Annotated in this window: 19 protein-coding genes; 9 read left to right on the top strand and 10 right to left on the bottom strand. The window is 32.8% G+C overall.

Annotated elements, in window-relative coordinates; translation table 11 throughout:
* Positions 1 to 21 precede the first annotated feature (21 nt).
* Positions 22 to 681, top strand: coding sequence for a tRNA1(Val) (adenine(37)-N6)-methyltransferase (locus ACKGJY_RS15010; protein ID WP_413974726.1), 660 nt, complete (start codon positions 22 to 24; stop codon positions 679 to 681).
* Here ACKGJY_RS15010 and ACKGJY_RS15005 read toward each other — a convergent pair.
* Entirely contained in the window at positions 656 to 1,129 is a 474-nt protein-coding gene (locus ACKGJY_RS15005) for a DUF6702 family protein (protein ID WP_413974717.1), read from the bottom strand. The genes ACKGJY_RS15010 and ACKGJY_RS15005 overlap by 26 nt on opposite strands.
* A complete protein-coding gene (locus ACKGJY_RS15000; protein ID WP_413974716.1) occupies positions 1,126 to 3,729 on the bottom strand; it encodes a sulfatase-like hydrolase/transferase in 2,604 nt (867 codons plus the stop codon). The genes ACKGJY_RS15005 and ACKGJY_RS15000 overlap by 4 nt, the downstream gene beginning before the upstream one ends.
* A 224-nt stretch (positions 3,730 to 3,953) precedes the next feature.
* Between ACKGJY_RS15000 and ACKGJY_RS14995 the strand changes: the two genes are divergently transcribed.
* The 7 genes from ACKGJY_RS14995 (at position 3,954) to ACKGJY_RS14965 (ending at position 12,988) form a co-directional block, all read left to right on the top strand.
* Positions 3,954 to 5,132, top strand: coding sequence for an acyl-CoA dehydrogenase family protein (locus ACKGJY_RS14995; RefSeq protein WP_413974715.1), 1,179 nt, complete (start codon positions 3,954 to 3,956; stop codon positions 5,130 to 5,132).
* A 160-nt stretch (positions 5,133 to 5,292) separates the two neighbouring features.
* Positions 5,293 to 8,751 carry a hypothetical protein gene (locus ACKGJY_RS14990; protein WP_413974714.1) on the top strand — a complete coding sequence of 1,153 codons (3,459 nt, stop codon included), beginning with the start codon at positions 5,293 to 5,295 and terminating at the stop codon, positions 8,749 to 8,751.
* A 163-nt stretch (positions 8,752 to 8,914) separates the two neighbouring features.
* Positions 8,915 to 9,241, top strand: a complete 327-nt coding sequence (locus ACKGJY_RS14985; protein ID WP_413974713.1) for a hypothetical protein — start codon at positions 8,915 to 8,917, stop codon at positions 9,239 to 9,241.
* A 243-nt stretch (positions 9,242 to 9,484) separates the two neighbouring features.
* A complete protein-coding gene (locus ACKGJY_RS14980; protein WP_413974712.1) occupies positions 9,485 to 10,525 on the top strand; it encodes a transporter in 1,041 nt (346 codons plus the stop codon).
* Between the two features lie 68 nt (positions 10,526 to 10,593).
* Positions 10,594 to 11,493 (top strand): serine/threonine protein phosphatase, encoded by a 900-nt coding sequence (locus tag ACKGJY_RS14975; protein WP_413974711.1) that lies wholly within the window; start codon positions 10,594 to 10,596, stop codon positions 11,491 to 11,493.
* A gap of 63 nt (positions 11,494 to 11,556) precedes the next feature.
* Positions 11,557 to 12,360, top strand: a complete 804-nt coding sequence (locus tag ACKGJY_RS14970; protein WP_413974710.1) for a DUF1853 family protein — start codon at positions 11,557 to 11,559, stop codon at positions 12,358 to 12,360.
* Positions 12,361 to 12,499: 139 nt separating this feature from the next.
* The gene (locus ACKGJY_RS14965; protein ID WP_413974709.1) at positions 12,500 to 12,988 is read left to right on the top strand and encodes a pyridoxamine 5'-phosphate oxidase family protein; all 489 of its coding nucleotides are present in this window, start codon (positions 12,500 to 12,502) and stop codon (positions 12,986 to 12,988) included.
* Positions 12,989 to 13,432: 444 nt separating this feature from the next.
* On the opposite strand, the gene ACKGJY_RS14960 is transcribed toward ACKGJY_RS14965, so the two are convergent.
* From ACKGJY_RS14960 to trmB, 6 genes are all read right to left on the bottom strand, one after another.
* Positions 13,433 to 13,762 carry a ferredoxin gene (locus ACKGJY_RS14960; protein WP_413974708.1) on the bottom strand — a complete coding sequence of 110 codons (330 nt, stop codon included), beginning with the start codon at positions 13,760 to 13,762 and terminating at the stop codon, positions 13,433 to 13,435.
* A gap of 204 nt (positions 13,763 to 13,966) precedes the next feature.
* Entirely contained in the window at positions 13,967 to 14,209 is a 243-nt protein-coding gene (locus ACKGJY_RS14955; protein WP_413974707.1) for a NifU family protein, read from the bottom strand.
* Positions 14,210 to 14,257: 48 nt separating this feature from the next.
* Positions 14,258 to 15,394, bottom strand: coding sequence for a P-loop NTPase (locus tag ACKGJY_RS14950; protein ID WP_413974706.1), 1,137 nt, complete (start codon positions 15,392 to 15,394; stop codon positions 14,258 to 14,260).
* 153 nt (positions 15,395 to 15,547) lie between these two features.
* Entirely contained in the window at positions 15,548 to 15,877 is a 330-nt protein-coding gene (locus ACKGJY_RS14945; protein WP_413974705.1) for an MGMT family protein, read from the bottom strand.
* 1 nt (position 15,878) lies between these two features.
* The gene (locus tag ACKGJY_RS14940; protein WP_413974704.1) at positions 15,879 to 16,508 is read right to left on the bottom strand and encodes a lysine transporter LysE; all 630 of its coding nucleotides are present in this window, start codon (positions 16,506 to 16,508) and stop codon (positions 15,879 to 15,881) included.
* A 3-nt stretch (positions 16,509 to 16,511) separates the two neighbouring features.
* Positions 16,512 to 17,186: a tRNA (guanosine(46)-N7)-methyltransferase TrmB gene (gene trmB / locus ACKGJY_RS14935; RefSeq protein ID WP_413974725.1), complete on the bottom strand. Its 675-nt coding sequence runs from the start codon at positions 17,184 to 17,186 to the stop codon at positions 16,512 to 16,514.
* 393 nt (positions 17,187 to 17,579) lie between these two features.
* Between trmB and ACKGJY_RS14930 the strand changes: the two genes are divergently transcribed.
* On the top strand, positions 17,580 to 18,626 hold the full coding sequence (locus tag ACKGJY_RS14930) for a glycosyltransferase (RefSeq protein ID WP_413974703.1): 1,047 nt from the start codon (positions 17,580 to 17,582) through the stop codon (positions 18,624 to 18,626).
* Here the strand turns inward: ACKGJY_RS14930 and ACKGJY_RS14925 are convergent.
* On the bottom strand, positions 18,609 to 19,652 hold the full coding sequence (locus ACKGJY_RS14925; RefSeq protein WP_413974702.1) for a sensor histidine kinase: 1,044 nt from the start codon (positions 19,650 to 19,652) through the stop codon (positions 18,609 to 18,611). The two genes, ACKGJY_RS14930 and ACKGJY_RS14925, sit on opposite strands and share 18 nt — an antisense overlap.
* Positions 19,652 to 20,329 carry a response regulator transcription factor gene (locus ACKGJY_RS14920; RefSeq protein WP_413974701.1) on the bottom strand — a complete coding sequence of 226 codons (678 nt, stop codon included), beginning with the start codon at positions 20,327 to 20,329 and terminating at the stop codon, positions 19,652 to 19,654. Before ACKGJY_RS14920 ends, ACKGJY_RS14925 begins: the two co-directional genes overlap by 1 nt.
* Between the last annotated feature and the right edge of the window lie 196 nt (positions 20,330 to 20,525).

Genomic DNA, 20,525 nt, shown 5'->3' with positions numbered 1-20,525 from the left:
GTTGAGCAAGATCAATGTGCTATGAAAATTGGTACAGACGGTGTGCTGTTAGGTGCGTGGACATCTATTGAACATCACCCCTTTAACATTTTAGATATTGGGGCAGGCACAGGAATTCTAAGTCTTATGCTAGCACAACGCAGTAATGCGCAACAAATTGAAGCTATAGAAATTGATGACGATGCGTTTGAACAATGCGCTGAAAACTTTGAAAACTCACGATGGAATGACAGGCTATTTTGTTTTCACGCATCGTTATTAGAATATATTGAAGCTGTAGATGAAAAATTTGACCTTATCATTTGCAACCCTCCTTTTTATTCTGAAGATTATAAAACGCTAGACAAGTCTAGAGATTTAGCACGTTTTAGCGATGCTATGCCACTGGAACATATCATTTTTGCAGTTATTATGTTATTATCCAATAAAGGAAAATTTTCTATTGTTATTCCTTTTAAAGAAGAAGAAAAATTTATTGAAGAAGCAAGTCTTATTGATCTTTTTCCTAATCGTATTCTACATGTTAAAGGTAATCCTACTAGTGCTATAAAACGAAGCCTTATTGAGTTCTCATACCATAAAAACGATACCATAATAAAAGAATTGATTATTGAAACCGAAAGGCATAAATACACCAAAGAATATATTGAGTTGACTAAGGATTTTTATTTGAAAATGTAATAGATAGCTCCTGCCGATTTTTATCCATTTTAAAATCTCTAAACGTTTTATTGACATCCACTTTAATAACATTAATATGGGATTCTACATCCATTAAAAATTGATTTGTAATATTAATGGATTGGATATCGCTTTTTGAGGCTTTAGATAAAAAGCAAACAATTTTAGTGTGATGTCCATTGGATTTTATGCTTAATACTCGAGGTGTGATATCTACACCATCAATTTCCCAACTCGTCGTGTTGTTTAAATAGTCTGCAAACACATCTTTAGAAATAGTAGGACCTTCAGAGTGATTTACTTTCAAAAAATCATGAGTATTAAAGTCAATTTCGAGCATGATCACATGACCTTTTTTTATAACATTAAAGGTCGCTTTAACAGAATCATGAATGGTATCATCATTCATATTAATCAGTAACAAAAAAGACAGTATTAAAAACCTCATTTCACTATAATTTTAACTGTTCCAACTTTATTTTCATCTTTAAAAATACTTAAAAGATACATACCTGAAGGCCCAATATTTATAAACTCTAAAACTCCTAAACCAGTATTTGTGCTCAATAATTTGCCAGTCAAGGAATATAATTGCGTATTAAAAGCATATGAATTTGTTGAGATTATAGAAAAATTGCCGTCATTCGGATTGCTAGTGAGGTAATAACCCGCTTGTTCTAAATCGAATGTTTGAGTACTTAAAGCATTACCACAACTTTCATCAATAGCGGTATTAGGATCATCTGTGGCTAATGGATTTATATTCGCATTAGTATCATCACAGTCATAAACACTTACAAAGCCATCATTATCGTTATCTACATCACCATTTAATGAGGGCGACGCACTTATAAAATCATCGCTAAAATTTCCTTTCATACATCTTGAAATTTGAGGAAAGTCTTCAGTTACCACGTAATAATATTCAAAAGTTTGTTCGCCATTACTTATGGTGTTTAAAGTGATATTAGCTTCAATACCGTTACATTCGTCTAAATCGCCTTTACCAGCGATATATTCAAAATCATTGGTGTATTTTCCGGAATATGGACCACAGGGCGCTTCAATGCCATCTCCAGGTCTTAAACCACTTTTTAGTTGAAAACTAGGCAATAATGCTTTGATATTTCCATCCTTATCTGGCCCAAACTTATATAAAATAGGAAATCCATCGGACGCCCAACCTACATGTAATGGTACTTCAGGTATTGTGGTTGTAGTAGAGATTCCAGGTTCAATGGTTTCTACAAATTCAAACATATTACCATGATAATGATATCCCGAATTAGGATTAACATGGGCAGAAGCACAATCTAAACCCACAAAATCACGACCTTGACCAACGTTGGTTGTGGGTTCAAAAACCCAATCCCAATTGTACTGACCTGTATTTTCATTTACAAAAATAAAAGGGGTTGCTGGAGCCGGCATCATATATACGCCATTTATACTAATACCAAAAAAGTTAACCGGCCTGCCATTTGTTCTTGTTAAACTTGTAATTTCATTAGACAATTCTGGAATCAAATCGAAACGATAATCTCTGTAATACGGTTCTGGAATTCTTGTAGAAACATAACAAAAATCATGGTTTGGATAATTATTAGAATACACTACCCTTTGGGTACCCTCAATAAATTCGTAATAAACACTTGGACTTGAAGGTGTGCCGCAGCAGTCTATATAATCTGAAGATAAAACATCTGTAACCCCGCAATTATTATCGCAATCGTCAATAACCGTTTCATTTCCATTTTGAATACCATCATTACATGCCCAATCTCCTCTAAATACCTGAGCCGCTTCTTCAAGTAGGGTTTTTATGTTTTGTTGTTGGGCGGAAAGTGTACCTAATAACAAATCGTTTTCTTCTTTTAAATCGGCTACAATATTATAAAACTCCTGATTCCCATTTTCATCTTCAATCAATTTATAAGTATCATCTCTAGTGGCCCAGGATTGAGCCCCACCACTTTCAAAATCTATATAATTGACTGCTCTTGGAATTTGATTTTCGAATGATAATGCTGGTTTAAGACTAAAACTATTAAATGTTCCTCCTAGCACCTCAACACCAGCTAATTCTAATATAGTTGCATGTAAATCGGTAGCTTGTGTCAGGCTTTCTTCAACTTCGTTAACGCGTTCTACAGACTTACCAGAAATAATCATTGGAACTCTCACACCGCCTTCATATAATGAAGATTTTACATGTCCACTAGGAAAGTACTCATTCGCACGACCAGGCGTTCCATTATCTCCAATAAAAATAATTACGGTATTTTCAAGAGTTTCACTATCCATACTATTCAAAAGTCTATTGGTTTCATAGTCTATATTTTCAATCGTTGCCAAATAGGTTGATCTATCATCAACAGGATTGGTTGTGTAGGTATTTGCGGGTGGGACTTGAAAAGGAACATGTGGTGCAGCATGCGCTAACCATAAAAACCAAGGTTGAGTTTGCTCGCCTACCCAAGATATGGCACTATCCGTTATATGTGTAGTGTAATAGTCATCAACTTGTTCTTCATTGCCTTCATTATTCACCTTTGTCCAACTGTAGTAATCATCCACTTGCGCTGTAAATAATCCTTCGTAATAAGGCACACCTGAATCTGCTGGATGACTGTAATCACTCGGATCATTACCTCCTATATGCCACTTACCAATAGCCGCCATACTATAATCTGTATCACTATCTTCTTCAATTTTAGTAAATACTGATGTATGTATTGGGTCCAGTTTTAAAGGTGGCCTCATGACACCTGTTTTAACACCATATTTACCGCACATAATTGCAGCTCGAGTTGGAGTACATTGCGGTGCCGCCCAACAATTGGTGAACGCTAATCCATTCTCGCGTAGCGCATTCAATGTTGGTGTGACAGGTAGATCTTCTTCAATACCAAAACCTGGTGTAGAATCAATACCCATATCATCGGCAATTATTAGTAAAATATTAGGTCTGTTGTTTTGCGAAAAAAGAATTTGGACATTCATTAATACTATGAAACACATCAAAATACTTTTAAAAAAAATTTTCATTTTTGTAGACTTTAAATTAAACCGCTCTGAAAATGATAAGTGGTTATTTCAGTTAGACTTTAAAAAGTGACATAAGTTTAATTTAAATTATGTATTAAAGTGCTTAATACTAAAAGCACTTACAAAGTAAGGTAAAGAGAAATAAAGATTTACCTGTAAAAATACGGTATCATGATGAAAGATTATTTAAATTTGAGATAAAACTTATTTAAAAATCACGTAGAATGAAACCAGATCTATTCGAAGCACCAGATTATTATAATTTAGATGAATTTCTTACTGATGAGCACAAACTAGTAAGAGGTGCAGCTAGAGAATGGGTAAAACGTGAGGTATCCCCCATTATAGAAGAGTATGCTCAAAAAGCAGAATTCCCAAAACACATTATTGGAGGTTTAGCAGAAATTGGTGCTTTTGGGCCTTATATCCCTTTGGAATATGGCGGTGCAGGTTTAGACCAAATTAGTTATGGTTTAATCATGCAAGAAATTGAACGAGGCGATTCTGGCGTGCGCTCCACAGCTTCCGTACAATCGTCTTTAGTGATGTATCCTATCTGGAAATATGGGAATGAGGAGCAACGTCAAAAATACCTGCCAAAATTAGCCAGTGGTGAGTGGATGGGTTGTTTTGGACTCACCGAACCAGATCATGGAAGTAACCCTGGAGGCATGACGACTAATTTTAAAGATATGGGCAATCACTACCTTTTAAATGGTGCAAAACTATGGATTAGTAATGCGCCTTTTGCACAAGTAGCTGTAGTTTGGGCAAAAAACGAAGAAGGTAGAATTTATGGACTTATAGTAGAACGCGGTATGGAAGGCTTTACAACCCCAGAAACGCACAACAAATGGTCGCTTCGTGCATCAGCTACTGGTGAGCTTATTTTTGATAATGTGAAAGTGCCTAAAGAAAACCTATTACCTAATAAATCTGGTTTAGGTGCGCCATTAGGCTGTTTAGATTCTGCACGATATGGTATAGCTTGGGGCGCTATTGGTGCTGCCATGGATTGTTATGATACGGCATTGCGTTATAGCAAAGAGCGTATGCAATTTGGTAAGCCCATTGGGCAGTTTCAACTACAACAAAAGAAACTTGCTGAAATGATTACAGAAATCACTAAAGCCCAACTTTTAGCATGGAGACTGGGCGTAATGCGCGAAAATGATACTGCAACCTCAGCACAAATTTCTATGGCAAAACGTAATAATGTGGATATGGCTATCACTATTGCCCGAGAAGCAAGACAGATGCTTGGTGGCATGGGTATTACAGGTGAATATAGTATTATGCGCCATATGATGAACCTTGAAAGTGTAATTACTTATGAAGGCACGCATGATATTCATTTATTAATTACTGGCTTAGATATTACGGGGTTGAATGGGTTTAAGTAGCAAAACTTATTATCTCATTAACAGCAGTTTTTAACACTACATCGTTATCGTAAAAAAATTAATGGTAACATGACTTTTGACAGGTTTTTTCAGTACCTCTAAACTTAACTTTGTTTCAAACCTTAACAAGGTATACGAGCAAAATTAAAGTTAGATTATTATGGAAACATCAAGAAAAGACATCATTCAATTTATTAATCTACAATTAGCTTCAATAGGACAACCCGTTTTTAAAGACAAAGCGAATAGTACTGAAAAATTTTGCGATCCAGAGTTTGAAAAAACAACACGTCCGCTAATTATGAGTCTTAAAGAAAAATCAAGACTTTTGGCAGATCATTTAGCACCTGCTGATGCAAGAATTCAAAATTTTATAGACGGTTATTTAAAAGATGTATCGATAAATAAATCTTATAAATTACCAAATAATACATTAATACTTTCTAAAAAAGGACAAGCAAGAGAGGCTAGTTTACCACCTGACGGCAATTCTTTTAAAAGCAATTTAGTAAACTCAAAACGACTAAAGCAAGGCATTTTAAACAACCCATTACATGACAAAAGAACAACCAAAGGGACGTTTCATATTGTTGAAGGGCCTCTTCCAGTGCCATTAGATAAAAAAGAAGTACCTAAAGTAGTACTAGCACATTTTATCAATGAAGCTTTTAAACCTTCAAATGAATTAAATATACTTCCATTTACATCAAACCAAGAAGATAAAGCCCACACTATGGTTTCTATGCTTTTAAGGCCAGTAGTATGCCCTGAGGTAAAAGGTGCTATTAGCGAAAAAAGATTAGAAGTTAGATTTTTTGCGCCTGGTTCTTTAGTAAGTAATTTGGATTTTGTTGAAAATATTTTTGGTAATGCAGGCAACCCTAATTTAGCACATAATGATGCTGCATTAGATCCAGAACACTGGACAGGACATACAGGATGTATCATTCTTGCACCTCAATTATTAAAACTTAAAAAGAAAGATGTAGGTCTTCCGCATTTTGATGCTGCTACAGATCGCCAGAAAAAAGATGGTATGTGCTGGATAGAAGAACATGAGCTTTATAATGATGGTGGCGCCTTTAAAATTACCTGTAGAGACGACAGCGGGGTGGTTATAACTTTGATTGCCGATAATTATTACGGATATTCTAAAAAAGAGATTAAAACCCAAATTAGTTATTCTGCCAATTTATATGGTGTTTTAGAAGAAGAACATGCTGGTGGCGCTATAGCTTATGCTAGACGTGTTATGGGTGATACTGTAAATTGTAATGACTACAACAAATATTATGGACTAGATCATACTTTTGAAGATGTAAAAAACATATTAGGAGATCGTATTACAATAAAACCTGAAAATTACGCGGTAGATAATTCCTATCCTAATATACTTTACATACCAGAGTCGTCTTATTTCGATATAAATACTAATAGTATCTCTTGGAGCTATAAAGGCAAAGCACAAAAATTAAAGTTATCACCTTTTAAAACCTATATACACCCTTCTGGAAATAAGCTAAGGTTAGAAAAACACAAATCTATCAACCTATGGCGCATGGTAGAAACTTATCCAGAAGGCGTATTTTGCCATAAACCTTGTACGGTGTCTGGTGGTGGTAAATCTGAGATTTCTAAATCAATGCAAAATGCCATTACCTATGGTAGATTTAATATTCACAACATAGAAGAAGATTTTAAAAAAGCTGATGAAATTATTGAATTTAATTACTCAACAAGATGGAGAGATAAAGATCCAAACAGGCCAAAATCTAGATCCTTTTTAAGTGAAAAAAGAACTTTGGGTTCAGTTGTAAAACTATTAACACCATCAGAAGAAAACTCTGATGAATTTAATACATGGTTAGAAAACATTCCTGTACATATTCGCTCTTTGGTGCTATTCGTAAAACGACTATTTAGACAAGCTCATGGTGCAAATCTTAACTGGAAAGACTTAATGTCTGTAGATATAATTAATGGTGAAAAAGGCACCTCTCTCCTATACAATAATAACCCTGTTGTAGGTAGTTATGTGCGTATTGGGTTTAACCAACAAGGTAATTGGATGTTAAACAAATTACGTTCGGATTTTTCTGCATCTGAAAAAATTCAAACAGAGGATGATATCTCAGCTTCTATAACATTACCTAAAAATCAGTTTAAAGATTTAAATCCTGAATACGAAAATAAAAGTGTAAAAATTCTAACAAACTGTGAAGCACATTTATTCCAAAGACCGGACGAAGCCATTGTAAGAGGTTATGATAAAGGTGCTGAATTAGATATAATTTCAAATGGTAGATTTTTAACTAACTACGAAATGTTAACTAAAAAAGACGCTATCGATATCTATGAAGACACTATTAATTATGACAAATACACACAACCTGTACAAGATTTCATAAAAGAGATTATTGATAGTGATGAGGACGATATACAATTTGTTTTGCCATCGCACCCGAGAATTATTGAAGATGGTTTGCCTACTAAAAACCCTCGGTATTTAGAGCCAAATAAATTTTATAACGAAACAGAAGCTTCTTATATTTCAGATATGGGTGTGCGCTTAAAACGTAAAATTAAATTAGAAGACCCTGTAATTCATACTGTAAATGCCGTTTTACCCGGACGAAGAAACAACCCAGTTGATAAAAAAGCTGGTATTAGGCCATTGGCGGTTTACAACCCTATTCACTATCAAGAAACTCCAGAATTATTTATGGATTTCATTTGTAGTTTAACTGGTAAATCACCTTCAACTACTGGAGCTGGATCTGAGGGTGCATTAACCAAAGCACCGTTTAATATGCTAACGCCAACAACAGATTTAAATAACGCTTTACTATCACATATTCTAACAGAATCTAACGGATTTAGTACCGCTGCTGGTTATGTTGGTGCTGAAAACAAAATAGACCATGACGTAAGTTTATTAATCCCAGAAATATGGGCTAGAATGGCGCCTGAGGATAGAGATCCAAAAAACTTAATTAAAAATGGCTCGCTTGAAAAACTTGAAGATTTTGATTATAAAGGCGAAAAAGTATTAGCAAGTAGATTAGGATACAGAATTACCAAAACATTTGCATTACATTGTTTAAATAGAATTTTTGATGAACCTACTGCTGTATTTGGTGAAAGAATGCTAAAACCAGAACTACAAGGTATGGAGGATTTTGTGGACGGTATTAACAATATTACCGAAGCCCAACAAAAAGTTGCACTTAACTATTTTGAAGATGGTAGTATTGATGCTGCTATTCCACCTTTACAAATATTATTACACATTATGGCTTATGGCGAATATAAAGGTAAAGATATTAGCGATCCTGAATTGCGTAAATTTTTTGATAGAGATTATGTTGTAAATAGCGACTGGTATATTAATCGTTTGAAATTAAAGCAGCAAAAAGATATTAAATTCTATGAATCTCAGATATCGTATTTAGAAGATTTTATAAATGATACAAATAATAAGGATTTAATAATTCAAATGAATATTGAAGATAGATTAGCATTTGTGAAAACACAATACAATAAGGTAAAATCAGACAATTATTTAGATCGTCTAATTGGCACAATTGGAGCCGATCCTCTCTGTAGAAAAACAATTTAATAACAAGTAATTTTTTTTAGTTATCATTAGTTAATCTGGGTGATTATTATAACTAATATCACCCAGATTTTTTTGTTTGACATATAGGTGAAAACTATATTTGCAAAAAAAAGTCTTGCATAGATGGATTGCTACATATTTTGTTTGTCTCTACATACTTGCTATGTTGAAACCTGTACAACCTTATGTTGAATATATTTTAAACCAAGACTATATTGCAGAGTTTTTGTGTATTAATAAAGATAAACCACAACTGCAATGTAATGGTAAGTGCCATTTAGTTAAAGAAATTGAAAAGCAACAAGAAAACAATCCTCTTAAATCGTTAAGTATATCTTTAGAAAACTATCCTATAGGTTTTGTAAATATTTGTAATATTAAAGTTTTAAATAATATTGAAGACTACAAAAAACTAAAAACTACTCCATACCGCGTATTCTATTATTTTGATTATAATGACTACGCTTACCAACCTCCTGATTTAGTATAATTTAAATACTTGATTTTTTTTGCGTTTGGGATAGAAGTTACATCCTTTGTGCGAGTATTAATGAACTAAAGATGTACACTAAAAACCAATAGTTCTTTAAAAGATGAGATCCCAAAACACATTTGGGACTACTTCGCAGAATGATATAGCAGATAGCCCAACCCTTGTGGCAACTTGCCTGCGATTCCGTAGATAGGCAATTGCCCAAATAATTATACTTAATACTAAATTTTAAAAAAACCGATGAAAAATATATTATTTGTTGTTATACTTTATATGGCTACATCATTAACTTTTGCACAAAACGAAAATCATAATACTCACAATTCAGATTCTAGCTTATGGTCTTCCAGCAGACCCGATGGACACGCACCTATTTCTGTAATGGCAGACCATACGCACCATAAGGGAGAATTCATGTTTTCTTATCGTTATATGACTATGGATATGAGAAATTTAAGGCAAGGAACTGAAGATGCAACTACTGCCGATGCACATGCTAATTTTATGGTTGCACCTTTGGATATGGTAATGCAGATGCATATGCTAGGAGCCATGTATGCCCCATCTGATAAAATAACCTTGATGGCTATGGCTAATTACATTGAAAATGATATGAATTTACAAATGAGAAATGGTAATAGGTTTAATACTAATACCAGTGGCATTGGTGATGTTATGGTAAATGCACTTTACAGTATTTTTAATAAAAACAGAAAAGCAATGCATGCACAATTTGGTATAAATATACCAACAGGAAGTATTGAGGAAAAAAACGTGTTACCTGTTTCTATGGGTAATGCTGTACAATTGCCTTACCCAATGCAAACAGGAACGGGTTCTTTTGGCACAAAACTTGGTTTAACTTATCTAGGACAATGCGATTTATTTTCTTGGGGGCACCAACTTACTGGCTTTATTAATATTAATAACAACGATCAAGATTACAAATTTGGTAATCGTTATAGTTTTAATAACTGGATTGCAGCAAGAGCTGGAGAAAACCTAAGCTTTTCGGTAAGATTACAAGGGCTTCTTGTTGATGAAATTAGTAGGGCTAACCCGCTCATAAACCCAATGATGGTAACCACAGCAGATACCGCAAACTCTGGTGGCACGTTTATAAATTCTGGGTTTGGAGTTAATTACATGATTAAAAATGGTGGTTTAAAAGGGTTAAGATTTGCTAGTGAAATTACTACGCCGTTATACCAAGATTTAAACGGCATTCAATTAAAACAGAATTATAACTTAACATTTGGTATACAGTACGCCACACATTAATAATAGAATAACGATATTAAAAAAAGTGTTTCAAATTAGAAACACTTTTTTTATTTACATTTACATTAATGTTTTCTTCTAAAAAACGATTAAATAAAGCCTACGCCAATGCTAAAGTTATCGATTTTGATGACGATAGTAAATTTATATTATTTAGCGACTGTCATCGTGGTGATAATAGTTTTGCTGACGATTTTGCGAATAACCGTAATATTTACTTTCATGCTTTAAAACATTATTATGCTGAAGGTTTTAATTATTGTGAATTAGGAGATGGTGACGAGCTTTGGGAAAACTTAACTTTTGAATCTATTCTAAATGCACATAAAAATGTGTATATGCTTATGAAGTTATTCCATAAGGATAATCGCTTACACATGATTTGGGGTAATCATGATATGGTTTACAGAAACCCTGAGTATGTAAAGAAACATTTATCCACCTATTTTGATCCAAAAGTTGGTAAAGATGTAGAGCTTTTTGGAGATATAACATATCATGAAGGTATTGTTTTAAAACACTGTTTAACTGGGCAAGAATTATTCTTAACACACGGACATCAAGCCGATTGGTGGAACTATTTATTTTGGAAATGGAGTAGGTTTTTGGTTAGAATTCTTTGGAAACCCTTAAATGTTATGGGAATAGCAGACCCTACAAGTCCTGCAAAAAACTACAAAGAGCTTATAAAAGTTGAGAAACGTGCCAAAAAATGGATTGCCCAAAACAATAATTTACTTACCATTTTCGGTCACACACACAGACCGCGTTTCCCAGAACCTGGCGACATTGCTTTTTTTAACGACGGTAGTTGTGTACATCCAAGGAGTATTACAGGTTTAGAGATTGAAAACGGTGCTATTTCGTTAATAAAATGGCAAATAGCTACTCGAGATGATGGCACGCTACAAATTGTTAGAATAGTATTAGAAGGCCCTAGAAATTTAGCAGATTACGAAACAGGATAAATTTCTATGTCGTTTTTAGCTTATAGTATGGATTTCTGTTTTAAAGAAAAGACAGTTAGCAATATGAGAAATACACTCCAAAAAAGATACGAAGGTTTTTTAAACACCCCTTTATTATGGAAAAAAAATCCTCTTTTTAATTTAACTCAATTTGAAATTAATACTACTCTTCATAAACTAGCTATTAATTTAGATGAAAACCTACGCCTTGGAAAATATGTAGAGCGTTTTGTATCTTTTGAGTTAAAGCAACAACATAATATTTCTATTTTAGCTGAGAATATTCAAATTCAAAAAGATAAACTGACTTTAGGCGAGTTAGATTGTTTGCTATTAAAAGATGGAAAACCCATTCATCTAGAAATAATCTATAAATTTTATGTGTATGATGCCACAGTGGGAACTTCTGAAATTGATCATTTTATTGGCCCCAATAGAAAAGATTCTTTAATTGAAAAACTTGAAAAGCTTAGAGATAAGCAATTACCATTACTCTATGCTGACGATTGCAAATCTTACCTTAAAACAATAGATTTAAAATCAAAAAACATATCACAACACGTTTATTTTAAAGCGCAATTATTTTTACCATTAGCGCACCAAAATACCAGACTTCTCACCCTAAATAATGATTGCGTGGTTGGGTTTTATATAAGAGCAGATGAATTGCATGAGTTTAAAGATTGTAAATTTTACTTACCTAATAAAAAAAATTGGTTGATAACACCACATATTAATGTTGATTGGTCAAACTTTGAATCTTTTACTTTTATAGCTAAAGATTTTTTTAAGCAAAAATATGCATCACTCGTTTGGGTAAAATTTAAGAATGGCTTACTAAATAAAGTATTTTTAGTTTGGTGGTAATATTATAATTACAAGCATGTATTTTCATTCTTGACTTTACTAAAAAAACAATAACTTACATTTCGTTAGTAATAAAGCTTATTCTAATAAAATTATATTTAAGTTGGGTAGTAAACTTAAAAAATAATAAAAAATTAAGATGATGGATTTAGTATACGAATGGCATAAAATAAGAAAGCACTTTAATAAAAGTTTTAGCTCAAACTTCTATATTTCAATTGCTTCTGTAAATTCGGACAACAATCCTACTGTCACTCCTATTGGAACTTTTTTTTTAAATGATAATCAAACAGGTTTTTATTTTGAAAAATTCACTAAAAAACTTCCAAAACACGCTACCACAAATCCAAACGTATGCCTTTTAGGAGTAAATAGCGGATGGTTTTTTTGGTTAAAATCATTATTTAAAAATGAATTTTATGATTATCCAGCAGTGAAACTTTACGGTGTGTTAGGAGAGAAAAGGAAAGCTACAGAAAAAGAAATTAAGCGATTAAATAGGCGAATGAAAATTACAAAAGGTCTTAAAGGTAACACCTACTTATGGAAAAAAATGGAATATGTAAGAGACATAACTTTTACAAGAGCTGAAAAAATAAATATTGGAAAAATGACTGAAAAACTCTAGTAAAAGTAGCTGTGAGTTATATTAAAAACTGTTCGTGATTAATACTTTACTATTTTAACTACTAAACTATATAGACTTCTCTATCTATTTCAACTTTACTAATACCCATTCTCATCAATGTAATGGAGTGTTCCATAGTACTAGCTTCTAAATAACTTTCGCTAGTCCCAATTATCTCGCCATTGTTGCGATTTTTATACACAAAATAATAACTCCCGCATTGTGCTTTTAACTTTTTATAGTTTTTTATTACCCTAGAATGAGTTCTTAAAAAATCTATTTTATCTAGACATATCTGTTTGGATAAAAACGGCTCACTAAAAAAAATTATTTGATTATTAGACTTTAAAAAAAATCTATAAGTATTGAATTTGTCTTTAAAAATTTTTATTAATATCATACAATTATATGACACTAAATAAATTGTAAAGTCACAAGATTAGACTAACTCTCAGGTGCTAACTCCACCTCTAAACCCTCCATCTCAGGAGTCATTTGAATTTGACAACCTAAGCGACTAGTATCTTTTACATCAAAAGCTTCAGATAACATGGCTTCTTCGTCGTCACCCATTTCAGGTAATTCAGTTTCACTTAGCACATAACACTGGCAAGAGGCACACATAGCCATACCGCCACAAACACCAATAGTGCCTTCTGGTGCCAACTCATAAGAGCGCACTACTTCCATTAAATTCATGGCCATATCAGTTGGCGCTACAATATCGTGGGTTACACCATCTCTATCTGTTATTTTTATGTTTATGTCTTGCATACTTTACTGTTTGTGCTACGCTATGGAGCGTAACATAATTCGTGCCGCAAATTTAAGTGATGTAATTTAAACTTTTAAATGTTTATCCTACTAATTTACTAGGATTTATAAAATTTGTGAAATATCTAATTTTATTGAAGGTTTTTAGGGTGTTCATTACAAAAACATGAATAAAACTGAAAGTTTTGCAGAATTTAATTATAGTTACACCTCTATATTAACAACTTGCTCTATTTGTGGCGCATGTTTTTTTATGGTCATTTCAACACCAGATTTTAATGTCATTTGGTTAACACTACAGCCCACACATGCACCTTGTAATTGTACTTTTACTAATTTATCGTCCTCTATAGATAATAAAGAGATATCACCACCGTCACTTTGTAAAAATGGTCTAATTTCTTCTAGTGCTATTTCAACTTTTTCTCTTAGTTCTTCTGATGTCATGTCTTATGTTTTCCTATGTAACTTTTAATAAAAAAAGATTAAATAGATTTATTTTTTCACAGCTGAACATCCAGCCATTGTGGTGATTTTTACTGCTTCAGTTGGTGGTAAATTATCATTACGCTTTACAACTTCTTGTACTACATTTTGTGTTATTACCTCAAAAGCTTTCTCTAAAGGTGTTGCTGTTTGTAAAGCCGCAGGTCGACCAACATCACCAGCTTCTCGAATACTTTGTACTAACGGAATTTCTCCAATAAAAGGCACTTTTAAATCTTCTGCTAGATGTTTAGCACCAGCGTTACCGAAAATATAATACTTATTATCTGGTAACTCCTCAGGTGTAAAGTACGCCATATTTTCAATAATTCCTAAAACAGGCACATCTATACTTTCTTGCTGAAACATTGCCACTCCTTTTTTAGCATCGGCCAAAGCTACGTTTTGCGGTGTACTTACTACAACTGCTCCTGTAATTGGAAGCGATTGCATAATACTTAAATGAATATCTCCAGTACCAGGAGGTAAATCTAACAATAGGAAATCTAATTCTCCCCAATGTGCATCAAAAATCATTTGATTTAAAGCTTTTGCTGCCATAGGCCCGCGCCATACCACAGCTTGGTCTGGTTGTGTAAAAAATCCAATAGATAATACTTTTACACCATAATTCTCTATGGGTTTCATTTTAGATTTACCGTCAATGTTTACAGCTAAAGGTTTCTCAGAAGCAACATCAAACATAATCGGGATAGATGGCCCATAAATATCAGCATCTAGAATACCAACCTTAAAGCCCATTTTAGACAAAGACACTGCTAAATTTGCAGTAACTGTAGATTTACCTACACCGCCTTTACCTGAGGCTATTGCTACTATATTTTGAATTCCAGGAATTGGTTTTCCCTTAATAACATTAGCTTTTGGTTTTTCTGGTGCTTCGACTTTTATATTTACAGTAATTTTTGCCTTTTCATACACTTTTTCGTGAATGGTTTTAAGGATATCAACTTCTGTACGTTTCTTAGCTTGTAAACTAGGGTTTGTTATCGTAATATCAACAATTACTTCATCAGCAAACGTAACTACATTTTTTACAGCACCACTTTCTACCATGTTTTGTCCTTCTCCAGGTACAGTAATGGTTTCTAGGGCTTTTAATATATCTTCTTTATTAAGTTTCATGTTTATTATTCAGAATCATTCTAATTACAAAGATAGGCAATAAAGCTTGAAGGCAATAACTAGATATTAGAAGTTTTATTGATTTAGTTATTGGGTTTTGTTATGGATTGAGAATTACAAATATTTGTAAATTTTTAAAAAATTAGGAAATAATTACAATTCTACAGCAGGATCCCAAAACACCTCATCAAAATTTTGAATTTGGTTTTCTTTTACCACAACGCCTTCACTTTCTAATAGTTGCTGCATTAAATTAGTACCCTCAAAATGATGCTTACCGGTTAATAAACCTTTTCTGTTTACCACCCGGTGCGCTGGCACGTTTTTACCATGTGAGCCATTCATAGCATAACCTACCATTCTTGCACTTCTGGCGGCTCCTAAATATTTAGCAATAGCACCATAGTTTGTAACGCGACCATGTGGAATTTGTTTGGCCACTTCATAAACTTTATCAAAAAAACTTAAGGTTTCTGGTTTCATTTTACCAATCTTTTATCACATTAATTAAGGTGATAACGGAAATAATTCCTGTAATGCCACCTATAATATAATTCATGTTTTTTTGAGATGTAAATGTCTTACTCTTTATTTTGTCAAAAAAGAATATATATATGTATAACATTACAAATGTACCCATACCTGCTCCTATAACGTAAGACACAATACTTGTTTGCTCAAAATTTAACCACCCAACAGATGCTAAAGTAATCGTCATATACGCTTGATAAGGAATTGGAAATACATTAATAGCAGACATAAGCATGCCCTGAAAAAACCGACTATGCTTACTTTTTATTTTAGGCTTAATTTGTTGTTTTGATGAGGCCTTTGCGATAAATAGAAAATATATGGTGATTAGTATAAAAATAACTAGTGCTACACTTCTTAAAATATCAATTACCTCAGGGTTTTTACTTAAATATCTTGCAAAAATTGCAGCTAAATAGGTTTGTGCAAATACAACAATACAAACACCTATGGAAAATACAATACCCCTAACATGTCCTTCTTTTAGGCTAATTTTTGCAGCTGTCATATTCAACAACCCTGGAGGAATAACTCCTACAAGCGCAAAAAATAATCCTAAAAAAAAGATAAGAGTTAAACTCATGTATTAATTTATTTTAAACTTAATGTAGGTAATTGGTTTATTTTTTTCTAAGTATTGCGACTCGTAAAATGTTTGTATACTTGTTACTTCCTCTGGACTTCCCTCCTGTTTATAAACGTTGTGATTAGCGTATAATACTTGGTGGCCTGCACCGTGTAATAACCCTAAAGTATAACCATGCATAAATTCGCTATCTGTTTTTAAATTCATTATCCCATCTGGCTTTAAAATATGCTTATAACGCTCTAAAAACACTAAATTGGTTAATCTATGTTTTGTACGTTTATATTTTATTTGCGGGTCTGGAAAGGTAATCCAAATTTCGTCTACCTCATTTTCTGCAAATGCGTAATCTATAAGCTCTATTTGTGTGCGTAAAAAAGCAACATTAGGTAAATTATCTTCTAAAGCTGTTTTTGCACCTCGCCAAAACCGAGCGCCTTTAATATCTACTCCAATAAAATTTTTATTAGGATATTTTTGAGCCAGTGCTACTGAGTATTCCCCTTTTCCGCAGCCTAATTCTAAAACGATAGGGTTTTTATTTTTAAAAAAAGTTGTATTCCACTCGCCTTTTAGGGTATAGTTTCCATTAACTAACTCTTCTCTTGAAGGTTGAAATACATTGGCAAAGGTATCGTTTTCCTTAAACCGTTTTAGTTTATTTTTACTTCCCAAAGTATCTTTACTATTATTTAGTTTGAATTGGTAAAAATAGAGAATTTCTTTTTTAGACATCCTTTATTTAGAGCTGTGTTTTATATCTATATTTTAAAGTGAGTATTAATTTTAATTGACTTTTTACTGAAATTGAAAATTTCTTAATATTAAGGAAATATAATACAAGGTTAGTATCTTTACTTTTGATTACATTCATTTTTTATTTGAAATTGACACAAAAACATATGATGATTTTACTGCTTATTTCTAATAAAAACATGGTATTAACCTAAACCTGCGTGAGGGATTGAGGCATTTATTGAAGCTCTTTTTGTGTTGTTGCACCTATGCAACACAAAAAAGCGACTGCCGAAAGCCCGACCCTTTTTGGGGCACGCCCAAATAATTTTAATGAAAAAACGAATACTTATTGCACCGTTAAATTGGGGTTTAGGGCACGCCACTAGATGTATACCAATAATTAAAGCCTTATTTACCGACGGTTTTGAGCCTATAATTGCCAGTGATGGTGTTGCTTTAACATTGTTAAGAAAGGAGTTTCCAGAGTTTTCATCTATTGAACTGCCGTCTTACAATATAAGCTACGCTAAAAAAGGAAAATATTTTAAATTGAAGCTAATTAAGGATTCTCCTAAACTTTTAAAGGCTATTAAGGCTGAAAAAAAGGCTGTTGCAGGTATTGTTGAAACGCATAAGATTAGTGGAATTATTTCTGACAATAGACTGGGTGTTCATCATGAAAAAATCCCTTGCGCCTTTATAACGCACCAACTGCATGTTTTGAGCGGTAATATGACTTGGTTAAGCACAAAATTACACGACAGCTATATATCTCGTTTTAATGAATGTTGGGTACCTGATGCGGAGAGTGATTTAAATTTATCGGGTAAATTAGGGCATAAAAAACAACTTAGTATTACCACAAAATATATTGGCCCCATAAGTAGATTTACCAAAATTGATATTGATGAAACTATTGATTTATTGGTATTGCTCTCTGGCCCTGAACCACAACGCTCGATATTGGAAGATAGGCTTCTTAAAGCTCTTAAAACCTTTAAAGGAACAGTTGTTTTTGTACAAGGTATCCCTGAGAAACACCAAAGTATAGTGCAGAAAAATAACGTAACACTTTATAATTTTATGACGTCTGCACGTCTTGAAAAAACAATTAATAGTAGTAAAATAGTGTTATCTAGATCTGGTTATACTACCATTATGGATTTAGCCAAACTAGAGAAAAAGGCATTTTTTATTCCTACACCAGGACAAACAGAACAGGAATATTTAGCAAAACGACTTAACGACCAAGGTTTTGTACCTAGTTGTAAGCAAGAAGATTTTAATATTTTATTACTGAATAAAACATCAGACTACAAAGGCCTTAAGAGCTTTAATACAACATTAGATTACGCCGATTTATTTAGCCTTTTCTAAAGTAAAGGAGAATTCGCTACCTACGCCATATTCGCTTTCTACATAAATACGTTCATCATGCGCTTCGATAATATGCTTTACTATAGAAAGTCCTAGACCTGAGCCACCCTCGCGCCTGGAGCCACTTTTATCTACACGATAAAACCTTTCGAATAATCGGGCTAAATGGTTTTTTTCAATGCCTTCGCCATTATCTGTTACTCTAACAATGGCCTTGTTTTTAATTAAATTTTCTATACTAACTTCTGTAGTGCCCTTTATGCGCCCATATTTTAAGGAATTGATAATAAGGTTAACTAGCACTTGTTGAATGCGCTCTTTATCTGCACGAACCATTATGGGGTTATCATAGTCTCTATCAAACGTAAGTGTTATTTTCTTTTCGTTAGCGCGCATTTCTACCATTCCAAATACTTCGTTTACTAGCTCTATAATATTAAAAACCTCTGGTTGTAAACGTAAATTTCCGGCTTCTAACTTGGTGATTAAATCTAAATCGCTTACAATATAACCTAAGCGTTCTACAGCACTATTAGCACGTTTTAAATATTTTTTTCTGATTTTTGCATCATCCATAGCACCATCTAAAAGCGTTAAAATATAGCCTTGAATTGTAAAAAGTGGTGTTTTTAATTCGTGTGATACGTTACCTAAAAATTCTTTACGATACTGTTCTCGCACCTTAAGTGTTTCTATTTCTAATTTTTTATCCCTGGCAAATTTGTCAATTTCTTGAGTTAAGGTAGCCATATCTGTGGTAATAGCACCTCGGGTTAAACTTGTAGATTCTAAAAGTGTTAAATCATCGTAAATAGTTTTTACACGCCTGTATATATAACGTTCTACACGATATTGGATGATTAAAAAAGAAAAAACATAGAAAACTATACCAAAAATTAAAATTGGTAACCACTTAAATGTAAAATAGTAATATAAAAAAACACTCATTAAGAGTGTAAAAAATATGGTAGTGTAAAGCGATGTATTTATCGCAAACTTATAAGATTTTTTAAATTTTACTTCCATTATTCTACAAACTTGTAGCCTACTCCTTTAACGGTTTTAAAACTTTTGTCTCCAATTTTTTCTCGCAATTTACGTATGTGTACATCTATAGTACGTCCTCCAACAACAACTTCGTTACCCCATACTTTATCTAAAATCTCATCACGTTTAAAAACTTTACCTGGTTTAGACGCCAATAAAGATAATAATTCAAATTCTTTTCTTGGTAAGATAATTTCGTTTCCTTTTAATACAATTTTGTATTCATCTCTATTAATTACAAGATTACCAATTTTAACCGTGTCTTTAACATCTTCTTTAAAACGACGTAAAAGTGCTTTTACTTTGCTTATTAATACTTTAGGCTTAATAGGTTTAGTAATATAGTCGTCTGCACCAGCATCAAAACCTGCCACCTGAGAGTAATCTTCTCCTCTTGCAGTTAAAAACGTAATAACTGTATCTTTTAAATCAGGATGTTTTCTTATGTTTTCACACGCTTCTATACCATCCATTTCTGGCATCATTACATCAAGAATTATTAACTGTGGTAATTCTTTTTTTGCTTTTTTAACAGCTTCTACTCCGTTTTCAGCTGTAATAACTTGATACCCTTCGTTTGATAAATTATAACCAACTATTTCTAAAATATCTGGTTCATCGTCTACAAGAAGAATTTTAATATCCTTTTTATTCATTAGGATTTGTTTGATTTAGTTTCAAAGTAAATATAAATACTATTACCGATAATTAACAAACTTTGGATGATTAATAACAAAATGGTAACACTGTCGTATTACTAATGCACGATTTTTCGATGTAAAACATAAATCTTTAACATTATTTTGGTATGGCTTTTGATGTATTTGTAATACTTTTATTCTATATAATACC

The sequence above is a fragment of the Hyunsoonleella sp. 2307UL5-6 genome (assembly GCF_047345485.1).
GTDB lineage: Bacteria > Bacteroidota > Bacteroidia > Flavobacteriales > Flavobacteriaceae > Jejuia.
This window is presented reverse-complemented; position numbering and strand designations above follow the sequence as displayed.